At 48.4% G+C, this 18,951-nt stretch carries 18 protein-coding genes; 7 read left to right on the top strand and 11 right to left on the bottom strand.

Annotated elements, in window-relative coordinates:
• Together bfr and norR are read right to left on the bottom strand one after the other, a co-directional pair.
• Positions 1–471, bottom strand: a complete 471-nt coding sequence (bfr, locus tag QNM19_RS00160) for a bacterioferritin (RefSeq protein ID WP_010380638.1) — start codon at positions 469–471, stop codon at positions 1–3.
• A gap of 198 nt (positions 472–669) precedes the next feature.
• Positions 670–2,250: a nitric oxide reductase transcriptional regulator NorR gene (norR, locus tag QNM19_RS00155; protein ID WP_284026141.1), complete on the bottom strand. Its 1,581-nt coding sequence runs from the start codon at positions 2,248–2,250 to the stop codon at positions 670–672.
• Positions 2,251–2,418: 168 nt separating this feature from the next.
• Here norR and QNM19_RS00150 point away from each other — a divergent pair, with 168 nt between their 5' ends.
• The 5 genes from QNM19_RS00150 to QNM19_RS00130 all read left to right on the top strand — a co-directional run bounded on the left by QNM19_RS00150 (position 2,419) and on the right by QNM19_RS00130 (position 7,522).
• Positions 2,419–2,643, top strand: a complete 225-nt coding sequence (locus QNM19_RS00150; RefSeq protein WP_049864007.1) for a hypothetical protein — start codon at positions 2,419–2,421, stop codon at positions 2,641–2,643.
• Positions 2,643–3,860 carry an NnrS family protein gene (locus tag QNM19_RS00145; protein WP_284026140.1) on the top strand — a complete coding sequence of 406 codons (1,218 nt, stop codon included), beginning with the start codon at positions 2,643–2,645 and terminating at the stop codon, positions 3,858–3,860. The genes QNM19_RS00150 and QNM19_RS00145 overlap by 1 nt, the downstream gene beginning before the upstream one ends.
• Positions 3,861–3,920: 60 nt before the next feature.
• Positions 3,921–5,099: an NO-inducible flavohemoprotein gene (hmpA, locus tag QNM19_RS00140; protein ID WP_284026139.1), complete on the top strand. Its 1,179-nt coding sequence runs from the start codon at positions 3,921–3,923 to the stop codon at positions 5,097–5,099.
• A gap of 96 nt (positions 5,100–5,195) precedes the next feature.
• Positions 5,196–5,684, top strand: coding sequence for a low molecular weight protein-tyrosine-phosphatase (locus QNM19_RS00135; RefSeq protein ID WP_049866271.1), 489 nt, complete (start codon positions 5,196–5,198; stop codon positions 5,682–5,684).
• A 245-nt stretch (positions 5,685–5,929) separates the two neighbouring features.
• The gene (locus QNM19_RS00130) at positions 5,930–7,522 is read left to right on the top strand and encodes a hypothetical protein (protein ID WP_049866270.1); all 1,593 of its coding nucleotides are present in this window, start codon (positions 5,930–5,932) and stop codon (positions 7,520–7,522) included.
• 53 nt (positions 7,523–7,575) lie between these two features.
• Here QNM19_RS00130 and QNM19_RS00125 read toward each other — a convergent pair whose 3' ends face one another.
• Positions 7,576–9,384 (bottom strand): ATP-binding protein, encoded by a 1,809-nt coding sequence (locus QNM19_RS00125; protein ID WP_284026138.1) that lies wholly within the window; start codon positions 9,382–9,384, stop codon positions 7,576–7,578.
• A gap of 122 nt (positions 9,385–9,506) precedes the next feature.
• On the opposite strand from QNM19_RS00125, the gene QNM19_RS00120 reads away from it, so the two are divergent.
• Entirely contained in the window at positions 9,507–9,857 is a 351-nt protein-coding gene (locus QNM19_RS00120) for a hypothetical protein (RefSeq protein WP_049866459.1), read from the top strand.
• Here QNM19_RS00120 and QNM19_RS00115 read toward each other — a convergent pair.
• The 6 genes from QNM19_RS00115 to QNM19_RS00090 all read right to left on the bottom strand — a co-directional run bounded on the left by QNM19_RS00115 (position 9,819) and on the right by QNM19_RS00090 (position 17,189).
• The gene (locus QNM19_RS00115; protein WP_049866460.1) at positions 9,819–11,135 is read right to left on the bottom strand and encodes a sensor histidine kinase; all 1,317 of its coding nucleotides are present in this window, start codon (positions 11,133–11,135) and stop codon (positions 9,819–9,821) included. The two genes, QNM19_RS00120 and QNM19_RS00115, sit on opposite strands and share 39 nt — an antisense overlap.
• Complete coding sequence (locus tag QNM19_RS00110; protein WP_284026420.1) at positions 11,136–12,473, bottom strand: sigma-54-dependent transcriptional regulator; 1,338 nt, start codon at positions 12,471–12,473, stop codon at positions 11,136–11,138.
• 196 nt (positions 12,474–12,669) lie between these two features.
• Positions 12,670–13,875 (bottom strand): ABC transporter permease, encoded by a 1,206-nt coding sequence (locus QNM19_RS00105; protein ID WP_049866610.1) that lies wholly within the window; start codon positions 13,873–13,875, stop codon positions 12,670–12,672.
• A gap of 12 nt (positions 13,876–13,887) precedes the next feature.
• A complete protein-coding gene (locus tag QNM19_RS00100) occupies positions 13,888–15,201 on the bottom strand; it encodes an ABC transporter permease (RefSeq protein WP_284026137.1) in 1,314 nt (437 codons plus the stop codon).
• Between the two features lies 1 nt (position 15,202).
• Positions 15,203–15,916 carry an ABC transporter ATP-binding protein gene (locus QNM19_RS00095; RefSeq protein ID WP_058798225.1) on the bottom strand — a complete coding sequence of 238 codons (714 nt, stop codon included), beginning with the start codon at positions 15,914–15,916 and terminating at the stop codon, positions 15,203–15,205.
• 16 nt (positions 15,917–15,932) lie between these two features.
• A complete protein-coding gene (locus QNM19_RS00090) occupies positions 15,933–17,189 on the bottom strand; it encodes an efflux RND transporter periplasmic adaptor subunit (RefSeq protein WP_284026136.1) in 1,257 nt (418 codons plus the stop codon).
• Between the two features lie 336 nt (positions 17,190–17,525).
• On the opposite strand from QNM19_RS00090, the gene QNM19_RS00085 reads away from it, so the two are divergent.
• On the top strand, positions 17,526–17,999 hold the full coding sequence (locus tag QNM19_RS00085; protein ID WP_049866438.1) for a SixA phosphatase family protein: 474 nt from the start codon (positions 17,526–17,528) through the stop codon (positions 17,997–17,999).
• 31 nt (positions 18,000–18,030) lie between these two features.
• Here the strand turns inward: QNM19_RS00085 and QNM19_RS00080 are convergent, their stop codons facing one another.
• Positions 18,031–18,402 carry a hypothetical protein gene (locus QNM19_RS00080; RefSeq protein ID WP_049866439.1) on the bottom strand — a complete coding sequence of 124 codons (372 nt, stop codon included), beginning with the start codon at positions 18,400–18,402 and terminating at the stop codon, positions 18,031–18,033.
• Positions 18,403–18,498: 96 nt separating this feature from the next.
• The gene (locus QNM19_RS00075; protein WP_049866440.1) at positions 18,499–18,870 is read right to left on the bottom strand and encodes a hypothetical protein; all 372 of its coding nucleotides are present in this window, start codon (positions 18,868–18,870) and stop codon (positions 18,499–18,501) included.
• Between the last annotated feature and the right edge of the window lie 81 nt (positions 18,871–18,951).

Here is an 18,951-nt window from a genome sequence, read left to right as displayed (position 1 = left end):
TTACTCCTCAATTTGCGATTGCAGATAGTTTTCTATGCCGCAGTTTTTGATGAGGAATTGCTGAGTTTCCAGCCAGTCAACATAGTCTTCCTCATATTCCAGGATATCTTCGAGCAGCTCGCGACTGACGTAGTCCTGCTCTTTTTCACACAACTCAATGGCGCTGCGTAACACCGGAAGCTGTTCCATTTCAAACGCCATATCACAGCTGAGCATTTCTTCGGTATGCTCACCAATACGGAGTTTTTCGAGGTGTTGAAGGTTTGGCAGGCCCTCGAGGAACAAGATCCGCTCGATCAAATCATCAGCCTGCTTCATGTCTTTGATGGATTTTTTATAGGCTTTCTCATTGAGCTCTTCAATGCCCCAGTTTTTCCACATGCGTGCGTGCAAAAAGTACTGGTTAATAGATGTCAGCTCGAGTGTTAAAACCTGATTTAGTGCTGCTATTACTTGCTTGCTACCCTGCATAGGGCCCCCTCAATAAGGAATAGTTAGACGCCTTATAAAACTAGAACAAATTCACAACTTAGCAAGACCGATTAAAACTAATAAATTACTTAATATATTCTTTTAAAATAAACAACTTATAAACTTAGTAAGAACAATTTTCATTGCGAATAACAGTCCTTATTCTGTTACTTCATTTTTAAAAACACCCGTAGATGGTTAATTCAGCTTTTTGACTGTTTCTATTCCCAGACGTTTTGCCAGACGCACCAGGTTAGTCCGATCAACCGACAGCTCACGCGCAGTTGCAGCCCAGTTGAGTGCATTAGCCTGCAAGCGGGCCTTGATCAGATTCTTCTGGAACGCCTCTGTAGCTGCCTTGAGCGTTTGTGCTGAGGAAAGTTGCACAGATGCGACGTCCTTATTCTGACCACCTGCCAGCACATCTGTACCATTTTCACGCCACTGAACACTGTGCGTGACATCGACCTCGACAATAGCCTCCTCCCGGGTAAGATGCTTTGCCTTAAGCGCAGCACGGCTAAGGACATGTTCCAGCTCACGTACATTGCCAGGCCAATCATGCTCTCTTAATTGCTTAAGAAAGCGCGCAGAGAGCACTAACTGGCGTACACCCAGCTTTTTACGCAGTTGTTCAATAAAGAACCCCGCCAGGGGCTCGATGTCCTGCGCTCTGCTTCTAAGAGGCGGAACCTGCAACGGATAGACGCTCAGGCGATGATATAAATCGGCCCGAAAGCGGCCTTCCTCGACTTCCTGACGCAAGTCCCGGTTGGTTGCAGCAACGATCCGCACATCAACATACTGGGGCTTGTCCGTGCCAACGGGTTGAATTTCACCGCTTTGCAGTGCCCGCAGCAATTTACTTTGCATACTCAGAGGCAGCTCTCCTATTTCATCAAGAAATAAGGTGCCGCCATGGGCAACCAGAAACTTACCTTCGCGGTGTCTGTCAGCACCGGTAAACGCCCCTTTGCGGTGACCAAAAAATTCGCTCTCGGCCAGATTTTCACTTAAAGAGGCACAGTTAACCTGTACAAACGGACCCTGACAGCGTGACGAGTGCTCATGAATACGCCGTGCCACCAGCTCTTTGCCTGTGCCAGTTTCCCCCTGGATCAACACACTCAATTCAGAATTAGCGACCAAATCAATATCCTGCTTGAGCCTTTGCATTACCTCACTCTCACCTACCATAGTAAAGCGCTGATGACTTATCTCTCTGAGCATCGCCATACCATGTCGGGCCCGCTCAGAGAGGGTTGCCAGGTTCAGCGCAGTTGCAAAATGCGCCGCAACCAGCGATTGCAACATAGCTAACATAGGCAGTGCAACGCCTTCAAAAGCATTGGGGGTAAGACTATCAAAGGTGATCATACCCAGTAACTGTTCATCCTGATAAAGCGAAAAGCCCATACAGGCGTGTACGGGCAAAACTCCGGTGGTGGCCAGTAAAAGTCCGTCATAAGGGTCCGGCAAGTCACACCCTGCCGCAAATACCTGAGGCTGTGTTGCGCTGGCTATGGCCGCCAGCCTGGGGTGGTCATTGATCACAAAACGCCTTCCCGTAGCCTCAGGCGCTAGCCCAGAGCATGCAAGCGGAAAAGCAACCCCCTGCTCGCAACGTAATACTGCGACGGCATCGGCTGTGACCACCCCTTGTACTGCGCGTACCAAAGCGTGGCTAAACACGCTGAGATCTCCCTCATTCAGGCGGGGGAGTTGCTGTGCCAACTCGGTACTGATGCCGAGCAAATGTGACAATGTCCGCTGATCCAAGTCAAAATGACCTAATAAAGTTTTATAGACCCATACAGTTTAGGTTATTTTGACCTACAAAGGCAAACACCAAATAAGCAACACATTGTTTTAATTGAAAATTAAATCTGGCACGCTTCATGCCATTTATATAACCAGTTTGACTCACTCTGCTATGTAAAGGTAACTATGAAACATTATCGCCAAACACTCCCCTATGCCAACCAGTGCCTGATACTCAGCCTGACTGGTTTTTTACTTGCAGTACTTGCCAGCTATGCCTTCGACCACTACCTGTCTTTGTCAGCTCAAATTACGGCTCACGTCAGTACAATTGTTTTCGCAACCCTGCTTAAAATCAGCTACGTAATACGCTGTTTGTGCCAGTACAACCTTGGACTGGAGGTGCGCTAATGGCCCTGCTTAACCTCGAAGAGCCAATGTCAGACACGGCAAAATGGTACCAGCTTCAGCATGCCCCTTTGCTTATGCTGGCATTTAGGCCGCTGTTTTTACTTGGCAGCCTGTGGGCCTGTATCGCTATGCTACTGTGGTTTGCCATACTAAATGGCAATCTAAGCTGGTCTAATTCCTTCCCCGCTACGCTTTGGCACGCGCATGAAATGCTGTTTGGTTTTGCCAGCGCCATTGCAATCGGCTTTTTATTTACGGCAGCGAAGAACTGGACAGGCGTCAGCACACTGAACGGCTGGCCTTTGCTGGGGCTTTGCCTGATATGGATCAGCGCCAGAATTGTCGCATTCAGCGCTGATCAGCCACTACTGTGGCTGATCATCTTACAAGGTGCATTCTGGCTGATTGCCATCTGCCATTTTAGTTGGGTGGTGCTTCAGGTACATAACAGCAAAAATTACCTGTTTGTGCCTGTACTGGCACTGCTAGCAACACTGAACCTGGTGTTTATTGTGATGCTCAGTCAGCACGCTTTTGAACTGGCAGGCCTGCTTAGTCAAATGGCTGTGTTAGGTTTTACATTGCTGATCAGTATACTGGGTGGTCGCGTCGTGCCATTTTTTATCTCTCGCGGTTTGGGATTACCGCAACAGCAGCGCACACCAAAGCTCGATAAACTACTCATGCTCGTGTCACTGACTGGTCTTGGCGGTTTTTTTGCTCACCATTTTCTTCAGCTCACTGTTGTACCTGGTTATCTGCTTATTCTGGCTGGACTGTTACACCTCATACGCGCTGTCATGTGGTTTCAGCACCGCATATTCACGGTGCCCTTACTCTGGTCCCTGTATCTGGCTTATCTGATGATGGCTGTAGGTCTGGTTGGGTTCGGCGCAGCCTACTTTAGCAGTGTCTGGCAGGCCAAAGATGCCCTTCATCTGATCACTGTGGGCGGTATGGGCATGATGATTCTGGCAATGATGTCTCGGGTAGCACTGGGCCATACGGCCCGCCCTTTAACACCGCATCCTCTGATGTCAGTGGCATTCCTTCTTATTGCACTCAGTGCACTGATCCGAAGCCTGCTTGGCGAACACATTGGCCCACATATGGCCTGGCAAGTGAGTGCCCTGATTTGGTCTGCCGGTTTTGCGCTGTTTGTCTTTTTCTATGGCCCCATGCTGATGCGCAAACGCGCAGATGGACGTCGCGGTTAATTTTCTCATTTTTATGTATGTATACCACTTCACTGTGAAGTGAATTCATTAGGAGTTTTTATGCTTTCTCAACGAACAATTACCCTGGTTAAACAGTCAATTCCCTTACTGGCTAACGCTGGTGTTGAGGTTACAGAACACTTTTATCAGCGTATGTTCGCTCACAATCCTGAGTTGCTCGATATTTTTAATCTCAGCAACCAACGTTCAGGCAAACAACAGTTTGCGCTTTTCAATGCCCTGGCCGCCTATGCAACCTACCTGGATCAACCTGAGGTCCTGACTGAGGCTATTGCCCGGATCAACCATAAACATGCCAGTCTCAGCATACAACCACATCACTACCCCATTGTTGGAGAGCATTTGCTCGCCACTTTACGTGAGATGTTTGTGCACCAATTTACAGCAGAGGTAGAGCAAGCCTGGGCTGAAGCCTATGCGTTCCTGGCCGATTTGTTCATTACTCAAGAAGAAGGCATTTATCGACAAGCTGAACAGCTCAAAGGTGGCTGGCGAGGCACACGTCGTTTTTGCATCAGTAAAATTGTCAGCGAATCTGAGCTGGTGAAGAGTTTTTACCTAAAGCCCCTCGATGCACGGCCTGTAATGCCCTTTCAGCCAGGACAATTCCTCGCCATTCAATGTCGTATCCCGGGAGAAAATCATCAGCAGATCCGGCAGTACTCTTTGTCGCATACCTCCAATTCGCAGTTTTACCGCATTTCCGTCAAACGGGATAATCTGGTTTCAGGCTATTTACATCGTTTGCGTGAGGGTGATGAGCTGGACGTTATGCCGCCTGCGGGGGACTTTGTACTCAGGCAAACACATGTACCTAAGGTATTAATCAGCGCTGGGGTTGGTATTACGCCCATGATGTCGATGTTACATACACTGGCAGAGCAGGCATTTAATCAACCACTGTACTTCCTTCATGCGTGCCGCAACCCGGCACAGCAAAGTTTTCAAGCAGAACTGACCAGCGCGGCTCAATCGCTCTCCATGCTCACTATCCATACCTGGATGGAAGAAAATGGGAACGACCTTGTCTGTGCAAACAATCATGCAGGGCGTATACGCCTTGCGCCACTGAGTACCTCACTGCCCCTTGAACATGGAGAGTTTTACCTGTGTGGTCCAACGCCTTTCATGGCTGACATTAAACAACAACTGATTGCGCTGGGTGTTGATAACTCACGGATATTGTATGAAGTATTTGGCCCGCATGAGAGCCTGTGATTCATCCAGGTATTGCCATAAAAGTCTGATATGATGGAGGACACTTGGGGCTGCTGTGCTCTGGCAGCCCTTAATTAACTGTAAAAGGACCCTTCTATGAGTGATTTCCTTCATGATACTAAGCCGGCCAGAGTATTAGTCGTCTGTATGGGTAATATCTGCCGCTCTCCCACGATGGAAGCGGTATTAAAGCACACAGCAACGCACCAGGGACTCAATCTTGAGGTTGATTCTGCGGGCACCATTGCCTATCACCAGGGTAACCCACCTGACAGGCGCAGTGCGGCAGCTGCGCATAAACGAGGGTACAACCTGTCATCAATCAGGGCCAGGCAAGTTCAGCCACAGGACTTTGAGTATTTTGATTTGATCCTCTGCGCCGATGAGCAAAACCTGACCGATCTGCACGCTAAATGCCCCGAGCAGTACCAACACAAACTGGCGTTGTTTTTACGCTACGGTGAGCAGCCGCATGACGAAGTGCCAGACCCCTATTATGGTGGCGGAGACGGATTTGAGCTGGTGCTCGATTTGGTTGAACAAGCGAGTAATAATATTATCACCAAATTAAGCAAGCTAGGTTAAACAAGCACACGCAGTAACTCATCAGCAAAGTGCACCGCCCGGTGGCTTTGCTGCCAATCAACACGCAATTCCTTCCCCACCCGCATTGACTTAAATCAATGATTAATTTGATTATATTATTTCTCATTGTAAGTTTGTGGCACATCAAACTGAGCGCTGAATCAAGACGAAACCACTCCACAAAATACCCCTTTTAAGTACACTGAATACAACTCTTAGCGTTAACTCATTAAAAGGAAATCGCCATGAAATTTACACTTTCAGCACTGACGTTTGGCATTTTATCGGGCTTGTCTTTTTCTCATCCTTCAATGGCCCAGAACACCGGCATTGAAGCTGCGCCTTTACCCTATACAGACATCGCCCACAGCGCAGAGACACAAAATTATGACTATTCAGACAACCAACCATGGAGCCAGATGCCACCCGCGGCCCTACGTCCAGTTCAGGTCCCTTTGTTTGTGTCTATCGGTTTTGATGATAATGGCTCTAAGGAAGGGATGGACTGGGTAACCGGCTATACCCGTCACATGCAAAATGCACCGGGCAGTAATAATGCCGCCACCTATGATGGGGCACCAGTTCGTTTTAGCTTTTTTAACACCGCAGCCTACATTCACTCGTCTGCCAATGATCCTGTGGGTATAAAACGTGCCTGGCGTAATGCCTGGCTGGATGGCCACGAGATAGGCAACCATACCTGGAGTCATCATGATGGCGGACCAGATACGGGGAACTTTTCAGAGCAAATGTGGGAAGAAGAAATCCTCGTGACACGGACCTGGCTTAACAAACCTTTTGATCCCAATGAGCAAGATGACGCACCAAACGACAACGCAGGCCCCGGGATCCCCATTAGCGATATGACAGGGTTCAGAACACCGTACCTTAATCACAATAACGCCTTATTTTCTGTGTTAAAAGCCAACCAGTTTGTCTATGACACAAGCATCGAAGAAGGCTGGGGGCAACAATATAATGGCACCAATAACCCCTGGCCCTATACATTAAATCAGGGTACGCCAACCAAACGCGTTGGCAAACCAGATGTTGGCCACTTCGCCGGGCTCTGGCAACTGCCATCCAATGTCTTTGAAAAGCCACAGGGCGGTAAGATGGTGGGCTTTGATACCAATATGTGGGTTGGTGGCGCCATGAGTAAACAAGAGGTGCTGGCAATACTCAAACATAACTTGCACTTGCGCCTGCAGGGCAACCGGGCGCCATTAATGTTTGGTGCCCACGCCGACATCTATGCATCAGCCTATGACAATGGTGATCGCGCCACGCTATTTCGTGAACGCCAGGAAGCGATCGAGGAGTTTATTCAGTACGCCTTGAGTCTGAAAGTAAACGGCCAGCCTGTCGTGCGGATTGTACCATTTAGAGACATTGTTGAATGGATGCGACACCCCGCGCCACTCAATGATGGTAAGGTGGTAACAGTACAAAGCGTGGGCGCCAGCCCAACATACAGCGCAGGCACCATTTACTACAAAGGAGACCAGGTTTACCACAACGGACAATATTTCGAAGCTAAATGGTACGCCAGCAGCACGCCTGGCACGCAGGAGCCTGACTATGATCCCTGGAAACTGATCACACGCGCACAAGCAACTAAAGTTAAACACTTAGGTGAAGTGTCACCGCAAGGAGACACCTATGGCGACGTCCTCATCGCGCCAAACGAAGGAAAGACCTTCTACTTTACGCCGGCAACCGGTGCGCACATCAGCAAAGTCATCATCAACGGTGTTGATATTGGCCCTGTCAGTGAGTACACCTTCCGCGCATTGAGTGCCAATCAGACACTACGCGTAGAATTTGCGGCAAATTAATCTCTAACCATTCGACTAACAAAATGAGTCGCTGTCTGACGGCGGCTCTGTTTTCAGACACAATTGGTGAGAATGGTATCAGTCAGTTCAGACTGAGAAATGGGTTTGGCCACAACGGCGTCAAAGCCCAGATCCGCATAGTGCGAAATATCGCTTTCAAACACATTAGCGGTTACCGCTATCACAGGCACGATAGGCCACTGGTTTCTGATAACCTGAAACGCTTCTATGCCGCCCATGACAGGCATCTGAATATCCATCAGAACCAGACGGACATCTGAATTCATTTTATCTATTGCATCCTGACCGTTACTCGCTACGGCCGTTTTGGCACCCTGACTCACCAGCATTTTCTGAAGGATGATTTGATTCACCGCATTGTCTTCAACAATCAGCACAGATAAGCCCTGCAACAAGCCTTCTCCATTTACATTCTGGCCATAATTACGGCGCCCATCTTCCTGAGCATCAACCAGCGGAAGTGGCAAAGACACTTTGACACTGGTGCCTACCCCAGACTGGCTGGTAATGTCAATTTTCCCCTCCATGGCATCGACCAGCGACTTAACGATTGCCAGGCCCAGCCCAGTCCCCCCGTTAAGCCGGGTAGGCGATGCATCACCTTGTTCAAACTGCTCAAAGAGTTTAGTGATCTCACTCTCGCTCATACCAATCCCGGTATCACGGATCACAATATCAACCCACTCTGAATCCGACACTGCCACCACAGACAGAGAGATACGGCCCTGCACAGTAAACTTAACCGCATTACTGAGCAAGTTTATCAGCACTTGCTTAAGACGCAGCTCATCACCCACTCTCAGTGTTTGCGCTACATCGAACTTATACTCAAAGCGCAGTTTCTTCTGCTCACATTCGTGGCGAAATATATGCTCCACAGACTTGGTTACTTTACTCAGCTCAAATTCACCGATATCCAGTTGCAGCTTGCCCGCTTCCATCTGAGTGAAATCGAGAATATCGTTTACCAGGGTCGAGAGCATTTCACTGCACATAGTCGCCGTATCCAGCAAAGAGCTGCTTTCAGCTGAAAGCTTTTCTTTACGTAACAGCTGAAGGGCCCCATACAAACCGTTGATTGGCGTTCTGAATTCGTGAGACATGTTCGCCAATAGCTGCGACTTAGCTTTATTTGCCAATATCAGCTCTTCCGAAGTCGCCTTTAATTGCGCTATCGAGCCGTTAAGTGAGCTAAGCAAAGCTTCCATCGTTGCGTCCGCTTGTTTGTTGTGCCGGTATAAATAAGCAATGAAAGCCAAAAATAATAGGGTCAATACAACCAAAGAGGAGAGCAAAATGCTGGTTTTCATTTCGTTTTGTTTTACCAGTTCAGTCTCACTGAGTGCCCTTGTTTTATCCAGTGCGGCAAAAACGGTTGCCTGATACTGCGATTTAAGCGCAAAATAAGTGTCATCTAGCAGTATTTTTTGAGCTTGAAGCTGCCTACCGGCACGGCTCAACGCAAAAGCCTGAGTCTCAATTTCTATCAGTTGTGTGTTTATCTGCACGGTCTGCGCTATCGCGTCAGCAATCGCCGGATCCAACGCCTTGGCTTCTAACAAGGTTTTATCGAGCGTGTTGGCGATATTGAGATAGCGCTGTGACCATTTTTCATCCCCGGTAAAGGTATACATCCGCGATGACATGGTCAGGACTTCATCATAGTAGATGATTTCACTGGTTATTTTTTTGATTGAATCGATATGTGAATTCAGGTCATTGCGTTCATTTAAACTGGAGATCACAAACGGCACGATGGCTACTAGTGCCACAAACACAATAACTAACAATAACAGCAACTTGATTCTAAGTTGCTTTACCTGTTTGAGCGGATCAACCATAATCTGTCAAAACGTCATTCATACCCTACTTATTTGAGTATGTGCATTTTTCAATCTAGTTCAAGCCAGGCAATACGATTCCTGCCATACTTTGGCATGACTTTCACCCAATAGAGGTCCACGTGACACGTTTAAAACCCCTTGCAGGCTTGTGGTTGCTGAGCACATTATTTGTCGGTGGTTGCATGTTTGCCCCACAGGATACGCAATATTACGACCCCAAATGCAAAATGATGTTGCGCAAGAAAACACTAACCAGCACACAAATGCACGCTGTCAGTCAGTGCCGCGGGGATGCCTGCGCGCTGGTTTTGGCGGGTTTCGGGTTAGCCAGTGCTGCCAGCCTGGTGGTATCGGGTACCATAGTCATTGCCGCTAACACAGTATCCTGGCTGGAAAAGGCAAAGGGCTGTCCGGCGCGCCCAGCTCCCCAATCAGATGGTCGTGAGCGGCAAACGGATCTCGACACATAAGCCACCTTGCGCACGGTTTTTTAACTGGATGTGGCCATGATGTGCTTCCACGATTTCGCGACATAATGCCAGGCCTAAACCCGTGCCACTTGATTTGGTAGAGTAAAACGGAATTAAGGCATTGGCCATAATATGTTCTGTCATACCCTGCCCGGAATCCACAACACGGATCTGAACATGCTGAGCCGAAAAGCCCACCTCAATTCCGACCTCATCCGGGGCACTGCCTGATTCATGAGCATTCTTAAGTAAATTAATCAGGAGCTGCTCCAATTGAGCTGCATCAGCAAGCAACTGGCGGCTCTGAGACTGGGCATCCGCCTGCGTGCAACTAAATTGCCAATGGGCTTGCAATTGTGCCAGTAGTTCAGGCAATACCACAGGAGCCAGTCTGGGAGAAGGAAGTTTGGCAAATTTTCCATACCCTTGTACAAACTCGGTCAGATGGCGGATCCGCTCGTCTATGGTCGAAAATACCCGCTCAAGCCGTGTATCTTCCAACTTGTTGGCTAGTATTTTACCACTATGCAGCATCGAAGAAATTGGCCCCAGCGAGTTATTTAGCTCGTGACTGATGATACGGATCACCTTCTTCCATACCGCAACTTCCTGTCTATTTAATTCACGAGTAAGCTGCTTAAAGATATACAGCCGATGAAACTGATTATTAAGCAATAACTCACCATTGGATAGATGCCAGGTCTGCTTGTCGTCTTCGTTGCGTTGCAACTCAAACAACCCATCCGTGGCTTCTGACAAAGCATTGTACAAAGCCGGGTTTGCTTGCAGAGCAAGTTCTTCCAGTTTCATACCTTCCAGGTTGTGCTCGCAATTAAGCAAGGCCTTTGCACTGTGATTTGAAAACACCACAATGCCCTTATCATCGGTCAGTAGCAATACCTGAGGCGCACTATGCAGCACTTTATCCAGCATTAGCTCACGTTGATAAATCCACTGTTTTTCATTTCGGAGTTGCGCTGCCGATTCGTTGTATAATTGACACAATCGGCCCAGCTCATCGTCATTCTGATACGCCAGTAAAGTCGAAAAGTCGCTGTCTTTAAAGTTCAGTAAACCACTTTCCAGTGCCTGCAAACCGGCAAATAGCTTTCGGGTTAGCAGTCGAAGGATGGCGAATCCTAACAAAATTGCCGCCAGTAAAGCCGCCATCCAGGATTGCCATGCCATTAAGCTCAGCAGCGGCAGGCTGACGACCATCAGGGTCAGAGCCAGCGCCAGATAAAGTTTATGCGCTATAGAGAGTCCAGGTATCTTCATTTAATAGTCAATACCATGTTTTTGCAGCCGCCGATACAAGGCTTGCCGGCTCATACCAAAATGGCGTGCTACTTTCGCTATCACCCCTTGAAATTGTCGCATCGCCGCCTCAAGTTCAGCTTTTCCCGGCTCTTGTTTGCCTGGCTCTGGTGTCTGAGCAGGCGCGCTTATGGGTTGTAAGCCAAAGTCACCGACTTCCAATACCCCCTGCGGATTAAGCACTGCGGCACGCTTACAGGCATTTTCCAGCTCCCTGACATTACCGGGCCAGTCATAACTCAACAGTGCGCTTTCCGCACTCAGGCTCAGTTCACGATCAGGTAAAAAATGTGAGATAAGCGGTATAATATCGTCACTGCGCGATTTCAGCGGGGGTAAATTCAGTTCAATGACATTGAGTCGATAATATAAATCCTGGCGAAACCGGCCACTTTGGATGTCAGTCAACAAATCTGCATTTGTGGCTGAGATAACCCTGACATTCACACGGCGGGTTTCAACCGAACCCAGTCGTTCAAACTCTCCTGTCTGAAGTACTCTAAGCAACTTCATCTGACCCGATAACGGTAAATTACCAATTTCATCCAGAAACAAAGTACCACCATCGGCGGCTTCAAAGCGCCCGATACGTTGTTTATTTGCACCGGTATACGCGCCCGCCTCTGCACCAAACAGCTCTGCTTCTATAAGCTCTTGTGGCAGAGCACCGGCATTTACTTTAATAAATGGCGCCGTTTGAAGCGCTGAGTTGGCCTGAATAATCTCTGCCACTTTTTCTTTACCACTGCCATTGTCTCCGGTGATCAACACCGCCACATCGGATTTCGCAACTTGCACCGCCATGTCCACAACACGCTGCATCGCGCCACTGCGGAAAATTAAACCACGCAAGTCGGCACCAGCGTTAAGGGCTTCACGCTGTTGCGCAATACGTTCATGCTGTTCATTTTTTTCTTTTGCCTTACCCAAGGCAATCAGATTGGCAACCGATGTAATGAGCTTTTGGTCATCCCAGGGCTTGGCCAGATAATCCGCAGCGCCAGCTTTAACCAGCTCAATGGCCATTTCCAGCTCGGTCCAGGCAGTGATCAGGATCACAGGTAAGTGCGGATTAATCGCACGCAACTCCTGAAACAGAGCTTTGCCTTCCTCTCCGGACGTTGTGTCGGCAGTAAAGTTCATATCCTGGATCACCAAAGCGATGCGCTGGTAGCGCACTATCTGAAGCGCTTCAAAGGGTGTTAAAGCCGTTTCAACCTGATAGTCATGGAGTTCCAGTAACAGTGAAAGTGCATCTAACACAGCCTGGTTATCATCGACGACGAGTATTTTATTCATCATTATTATTGTGCTCGCATAATATCCGTGGAGTCTGTCATTTCCATTATTGTGACGCCTGTCTGCCAGTGTAGCATGTTCCCTTTTAATATCAGCAGGTAATAACAAAACATATGACCCCTACCTTGTCCTTTATACAAGCTCCGACAATCAGTATCTGATCGCCGGAAGCCTGGTTTATACCAATTTTGCTTAATTAAACACTCCGTGTCGCGATGCTTGGGGAAATATTAGCCGCACGCAGCGCGGGCATGAGCACCGACAGCAAACTCATCACTAACAGTAAACTTGCCGTTACGACAATGAATGAGTAACCCAGCGCTGGTACGGAATACCACTGCATTAGCTTCTGCCCCAGGAGCACTGCTGCCGCGCTTCCCAGCATGAGCCCCACTGTACATATCAGTGCATTCTCCACGACAAAGTAGCGTACAATCGCTGACTTTCTGGCGCCCAGCGCGCGACGTGTGCCAATCTGCTTAGTTCTTTTGCTGATATTAAAGGTCGACAAGCCAAAGATGCCTAACGCAGTGACTACCACCAGCACCACAATCAGCGTCATCAACATGCGCATCATCAATACATCCTTGGCATCGTAACGTGCTTTTTTCTGATCTAATCCCGTGATATCACTCACCACCCGGTCGCGATGACTTAGCAGCATTAATTCTTCAATCTGACGCATTACCTGGGCGCGCGCTCCCGGCGCGGTTCTGACCAAGTACTTTTGGAAATTACCCACGCGGATCATCGGAATAATGGCCGCTTTCTCACCAAAGCTACTTTTAGGCCACTGATTAGCCATGGTTTCGACAATACCGATGATGCTTAGTGGATCGGCTCCCCAATAAATGGTTTCACCCAATCCCTTACCAGCCCCGAATAGCTCATCAGACAGCGCACGACTGACAATGACAACGGAGGGGCGGGCATCGCTTTCATCAATTACGACCACATCCGCCTCATTAAAATCACGTCCCTCTGAGACAGACAAACCCAATGTATTTAGAATGTGCTCGTCGCCCGTAACATAGCCCATAGTTGACCTTTTACTCTCTTGGGGTTCGGGTTTGAGCTGCATGGCACCGGAGCTGCCACTGCCGGACAAGGGTACTGAGCTGATGGCAACGGCGTCGATGACACCGCTAATACCACGCAAGCTTTGCTCATCCAGTTCCACCTGTTGCAGCAGGTCTAATTGCTTATCAAAATTCAGTGAATTGAACTTAAAAATGTCGTCTTCCGGATAACCTGTCTCTTTATTGAGATAGGTCATCCTGTCCTGAATAATGGATACCGCGTTACTGACAATTGCCAGTGTGATTGCAAGCTGAAGGATTAACAATACAGCCCCCAGCTTAGAACGCATCAGTGCGTTAATGGTCGGTTTTAATTCAAACATGTGACACTCCTTTTATTGCACTTTCAGATGGGTAGCAGGTGTGGTTCGGCAAACAAGCCAGGCCGGATAAAGCCCAGCCAGAATGCAGGCTGAGATTGCGATAGCAGGCGCACTGAGCAGCATCACCCAATCCATATTGGCCAGGCTTTCATAATAGTTATAGGTCTGACGTACTCCCAGCAAACCCAATTGTGCAAATAATACCCCCAGCGCGCCACCAAGCAGGCCTAGCAAGCCAACTTCTACCAGGTGTTGATAAAACACCTGTCGCTTACTGGCGCCCAGCGCTCGCCTTACACCCACATCAGCGGCACGGCGCATAAACTTGGCCAATAGCAATCCCAAAATATTGGCCACGCACACAGCGAGAAACATAAAGCTTAACCCGACCAGTATTTTATTGTCTTCACTGATGACATCGTTGTAGTTCATCCAGGCGTTGACGTCCTGCAATGAATACGCCAGCGTGTCACGATTAAAACGCCCCTGATTTTGTTGCTGTTGCATATAGGCCATCAGCATGTCACCAAAAGCCTGACGTTGCTGCGGTGTGTCTAACTGCACCCAAAACTGGATCCACAGCATTTCAGAGTTCATTTTATCGTTAAAGTCCCGGGTTTCTTCAAATTTCCAGCCATTGGTATTGCCCCAGGTATCAACGTCATAGGCCTTCACATGGCTAAAAGGGACAAATAGTCGCTCTGCCTTACCAAAGCTGCCATTGTTCAGGTCATAGAATTTAATGGTTGGCCGCCATTTTTGTGTCACGCCCACGATTTCCTGGCGACGCTCACCAAGAAACAGCGATTCCCCTACAACGTCTGTCCTACCAAATAACTGTTGTGCCATTTCCTCATCTATCACAACCACAGGTGCTGCATCACGAGATTGTGCTTCTGTCCAGGCCCCGCCATGAATGAAAGTCAGGTCAAACATACTAAAAAAGTCGCGTCCGGTTACGCGTGCATTTTCAATGAAGGGCTTACTCCTTGGTGTATTAAGGTGAACGGAAAACCCGGCGCGGATCATTGCCGCACGCGCAAACTCACCTGGTAACGCCGCAAGATTAATGGCATCCGGATAAGTTAACTGATAAGGAATGTCGTCATCTGTTAGCCAAGTTTCACCGTCATCCATCGTTTGTAATTGCACCGCAAATAAACGATCGCTCTTATGTGGGATCGGATCCATAGACATCATGTGATATACAGACAAAGTCGTCATCGTCACCCCAATGCCAATTGCGATGGCTAAGATCATCAAGAAGGTCACCATGGGCGTTTGGCGCAAACTGCGCCAGGCCAGATCAATGTAATGAACAAACATATTAACCTCCTGCTGCTATCGGCGCTTCAGATGAACGGCCCTGATACAGGGTAAAGTCTGTCACCCGACCATCAACAATTTGAATATTGCGCGGTGCCCGACGTGCCAGTTCAGGATCATGGGTTACCATCACAATGGTTGCACCCTCGCGGTTAATTTGCTCCAGTAGCTCCATAACCTGACGTGCCATCAGGCTGTCGAGATTACCGGTCGGCTCATCCGCCAGTAAAAAGCGCGGTCGCCCTGCCAGCGCTCTGGCAATCGCAACACGTTGTTGCTGACCCCCAGATAATTGTTGAGGTAAATGCTTGGCCCGCCCAGCCAGGCCTACCAGCTCAAGACACTCCTCTACCCGACGTTTACGTTCTGCCGATTTAATACCACGGTATCGCAAAGGTACTTCTACATTTTCGTACAGGTTAAGGTCTGGAATAAGGTTAAAGCCTTGGAAAATAAAGCCAATTTTCTGGTTTCTTAGGTCAGCTCTGGCGTTATCATTGAGTTTTCCGATATCGACCCCGTCCAGACAATACTGCCCACCACTAAAAGGCTCCAGCATGCCTGCAATATTCAAAAAAGTGGTTTTGCCTGAGCCCGATGGACCGGTCACTGCCACGAACTCTCCTTCAGCCACATGCAAATTAAAATCCCGAAGTGCATGAGTCTGTACCATGTCAGTTTGATAAACTTTACTGATCGCTTTCATATCTAGCATTGTTGTTATCCTTTTTTTATCTCAGTTGCACTAAAGGTGCTTGTTCAAATTGTTCGTAATTAGACACTATGATTTGATCGCCAGGTTTCAGGCCATCCAAGATTTCCACTTCATTGACACTGGATGCACCAGTGCGCACATCCAGACGCGTCGCGACTTCACCTTCAATGCGGTAAACAACGTTTCCGCCTGCATTCATAAATGACCCCCGGCGCACTTTCATTACATCTTCTTTGTGATCCAACAGGATGCGAGCAGACAAACGTTGATTCTGACGGATCCCACCAATATCGCTTTGATCAAAACGTACTCTGGTCGTCACTTCCCGATTGCTGACCTCCGGAGAAATCGCAGAGAGCTTACCATACACTTCGCTGGCACCAACTTGCAGTACCACACTCATGCCCAGACCGAGCTCATTAGCATAACTTTCAGGCACTTGCAGTTGCGCTTCATAGGCGGATAAATCAACTAAAGTCATCAACGCCTGCTGGGCTGAGACCGCAGCCTTAGTCTGTACTAGTAAATTACCGACTAATCCACTCACCGGCGCATTGATATCCAATGCATTCACCTTACGTTGTAGTTCATCCACAACCAGTTGCTGTCGCTCTACCAGGTTACTCGCCGCAGCCAACTCAAACGCCAGGGTATCTTTACCCAGCGCAACTTCCTGCTGAGCATGACGGTAATTCAGCCTGGCACGTGCTAAATCATCCACCGCTTCTTCAAGGTCAATTTGGCTGATCAGGTTTTTCTTTATGGAAAGCTGGGCCCGACGGTTCTCGCGCTCAGCAGCATCCAGTGTCACCTTAGCCAGTTCCAGACTGCGATTAAGTGCCAAAGTCTCGCGCCTGACCTCCAGTTGCTCCCGTGCCAGGCCATCGCTTAAACGAGCCAGCTCAGCCTGCTGTTGTTTTAGTTCATTGGTCAGCGCCGGACTGACTACTCTGGCAATGACGTCACCGGCTGCCACGGTATCACCCGCTTTTACCAGTAAATCAACAAAGCCTTCTTCGGGGCTATAAACTTGCGGAGCATTCGCGGCGACAATTCTGCCACTGGCCAGGATATCGCGTACAAACTCTCCTTGCGATACCGTTGCTACCTGCAAAGCACTGAGTTCAAATGAGCGACCTGAGGTATCAGCCATAGAAATGGCACGTGCGGTGACGCCTAAAGCACCAATCAGCGCAATCGCACCAACGGCCTTTTTCCAGCTCACTCTTGCGGGCTTCACCACTAAATCCTGTTGACTGGTGTCTTTAATCATGAGTACTCCTTAGTCTTATTCACTTCGTCACTGTCAGGTTCTGCTTTCAACATTGCTCAATGGCAAAACCATAACCCTGTGCATGTCGAAGTGTCCTGTCATCGGTTTGGTAAAATAAATACCAGAGTCGTGCCAACTTTTAACTTATTGTTTTTAAATGATTTGATGAATTTTATACATGAAGGGATGTGTCCGCGGACGGAAAAAGTGTCCGCTATTTTAAGCAAAACCGGACAGATCACCGAAAGCGGACAGGACGGCCCTGGCTGGCGCAATTTGCTATCAGGGACAAAATTAGACACACTGTTGGCTTTAGTTTTAAGGATAATAAATACAATGAAAACCCTACTCCTGATACTGATAACGCTCGCTTCGGTTACTGTATATGCGCAGCCAGAGCAGATTGTTTTGCTGCGCCACGCAGAAAAAATGAAGGGCAAGGATCCTGAACTCACGCCACAGGGCCAACTAAGGGCACAAAGGCTCGCCATCTTGCTGGCACCTTTGAACCCGGACCGTTTATTTTCAACCGATTACAACCGGACAAGACAGACGCTGGCCCCTTTGAGCAAGGCGACCTCAGTACCAGTGCAATTGTATGACCCACGGGCATTGGCTGATTTTGCTACGCAACTCAAGACCTACTCGGGGACTATTGTGGTTGCGGGTCACAGTAACACCACACCGGAGCTGGTAAAGTTACTGAGCGGAGAGGCTGTTAGTATTCGCGAGGATGAATTTCATAAGGTGTTTATCGTTAGCTGGCAGGATGGTAAAGCAGTATTGGAAGAGCAAGATTCAAATGAATGAGACCCAGTAGCACTGGGCCTCTCATCAGTGGTTAATGACCTGTTTCGTAGTACGCACTGGCAGTCTTAGTGCGCTCCCAGGTACCATCTTTGTACAGGATCAATGCCGAAGCAGACGTGTTGCTGTATGCACGAATTGTGACGTTACAACTTGTGCCTCCAGAACAGCGTGCATCTCCACTCCAGCTTACTTGTTCGATAGGCTTAGTGACATTTTTCAGGTAGAAGCGTCCACCCGTAGAGCTGCCGAATGAGAAATCAATGCCTGAGCAGTTAGCTGTGCCGTTACCCCAGCTGTGGCCGCCGCTTTTAGGGTAAACGTCGCATACCAGTTGTGCAGAAAATGCAGAGCCCGCAAAGAATGTTCCCGCTATCAGGGCAAACGCTTTTATTGTTGTTTTCATTAATATATTCCTTATCTATAGTAGAACAAGACAAAACAATTAATTGCCGCATTGATCGGTGCTAACCGTATTAGTGCGACAACGTCAGGCAATACCCTAGTGGCCCGTTTCGTAAAACGCGCTTGCCGAATTAGTTCTTTCCCAGGTGCCGTCTTTGTATAGGATCAGTGCAGATGCGCTATTACTGGCATACGCCCGAATGGTCGCGTTGCAGCTAGTACCGCCAGTACATCGCGCATCGCCTTCCCAGCGTACTTCCTGAATAGACTTAGTAACGTCTTTCAGGTAATAACGACCATTGGTTGATCTGCCGAATGAATAGTCAAAACCAGAACAGTTAGCTGTACCATTACCCCAACTGCTGCCATTAGATTTTGGGTAAACGTCACATACAACCTGTGCTGAAAAGGCAGAGCCCGCAAACAGAGTACCGGCTACGAGCGCAAAAGCTTTTATTGTTGTCTTCATAGTTATTATCCTTATCATTATTGTGAACCAATTGATATTGAAATGAAACAATCATTGCAACATCCGTTAATAAAACTAGCC

Origin of the sequence: Pseudoalteromonas ardens, assembly GCF_030125445.1 — a bacterium.
Classification (GTDB): domain Bacteria; phylum Pseudomonadota; class Gammaproteobacteria; order Enterobacterales; family Alteromonadaceae; genus Pseudoalteromonas; species Pseudoalteromonas ardens.
Note: the sequence above shows the minus strand (reverse complement) of the source record. Positions and strands in the feature narration are given on the sequence as shown.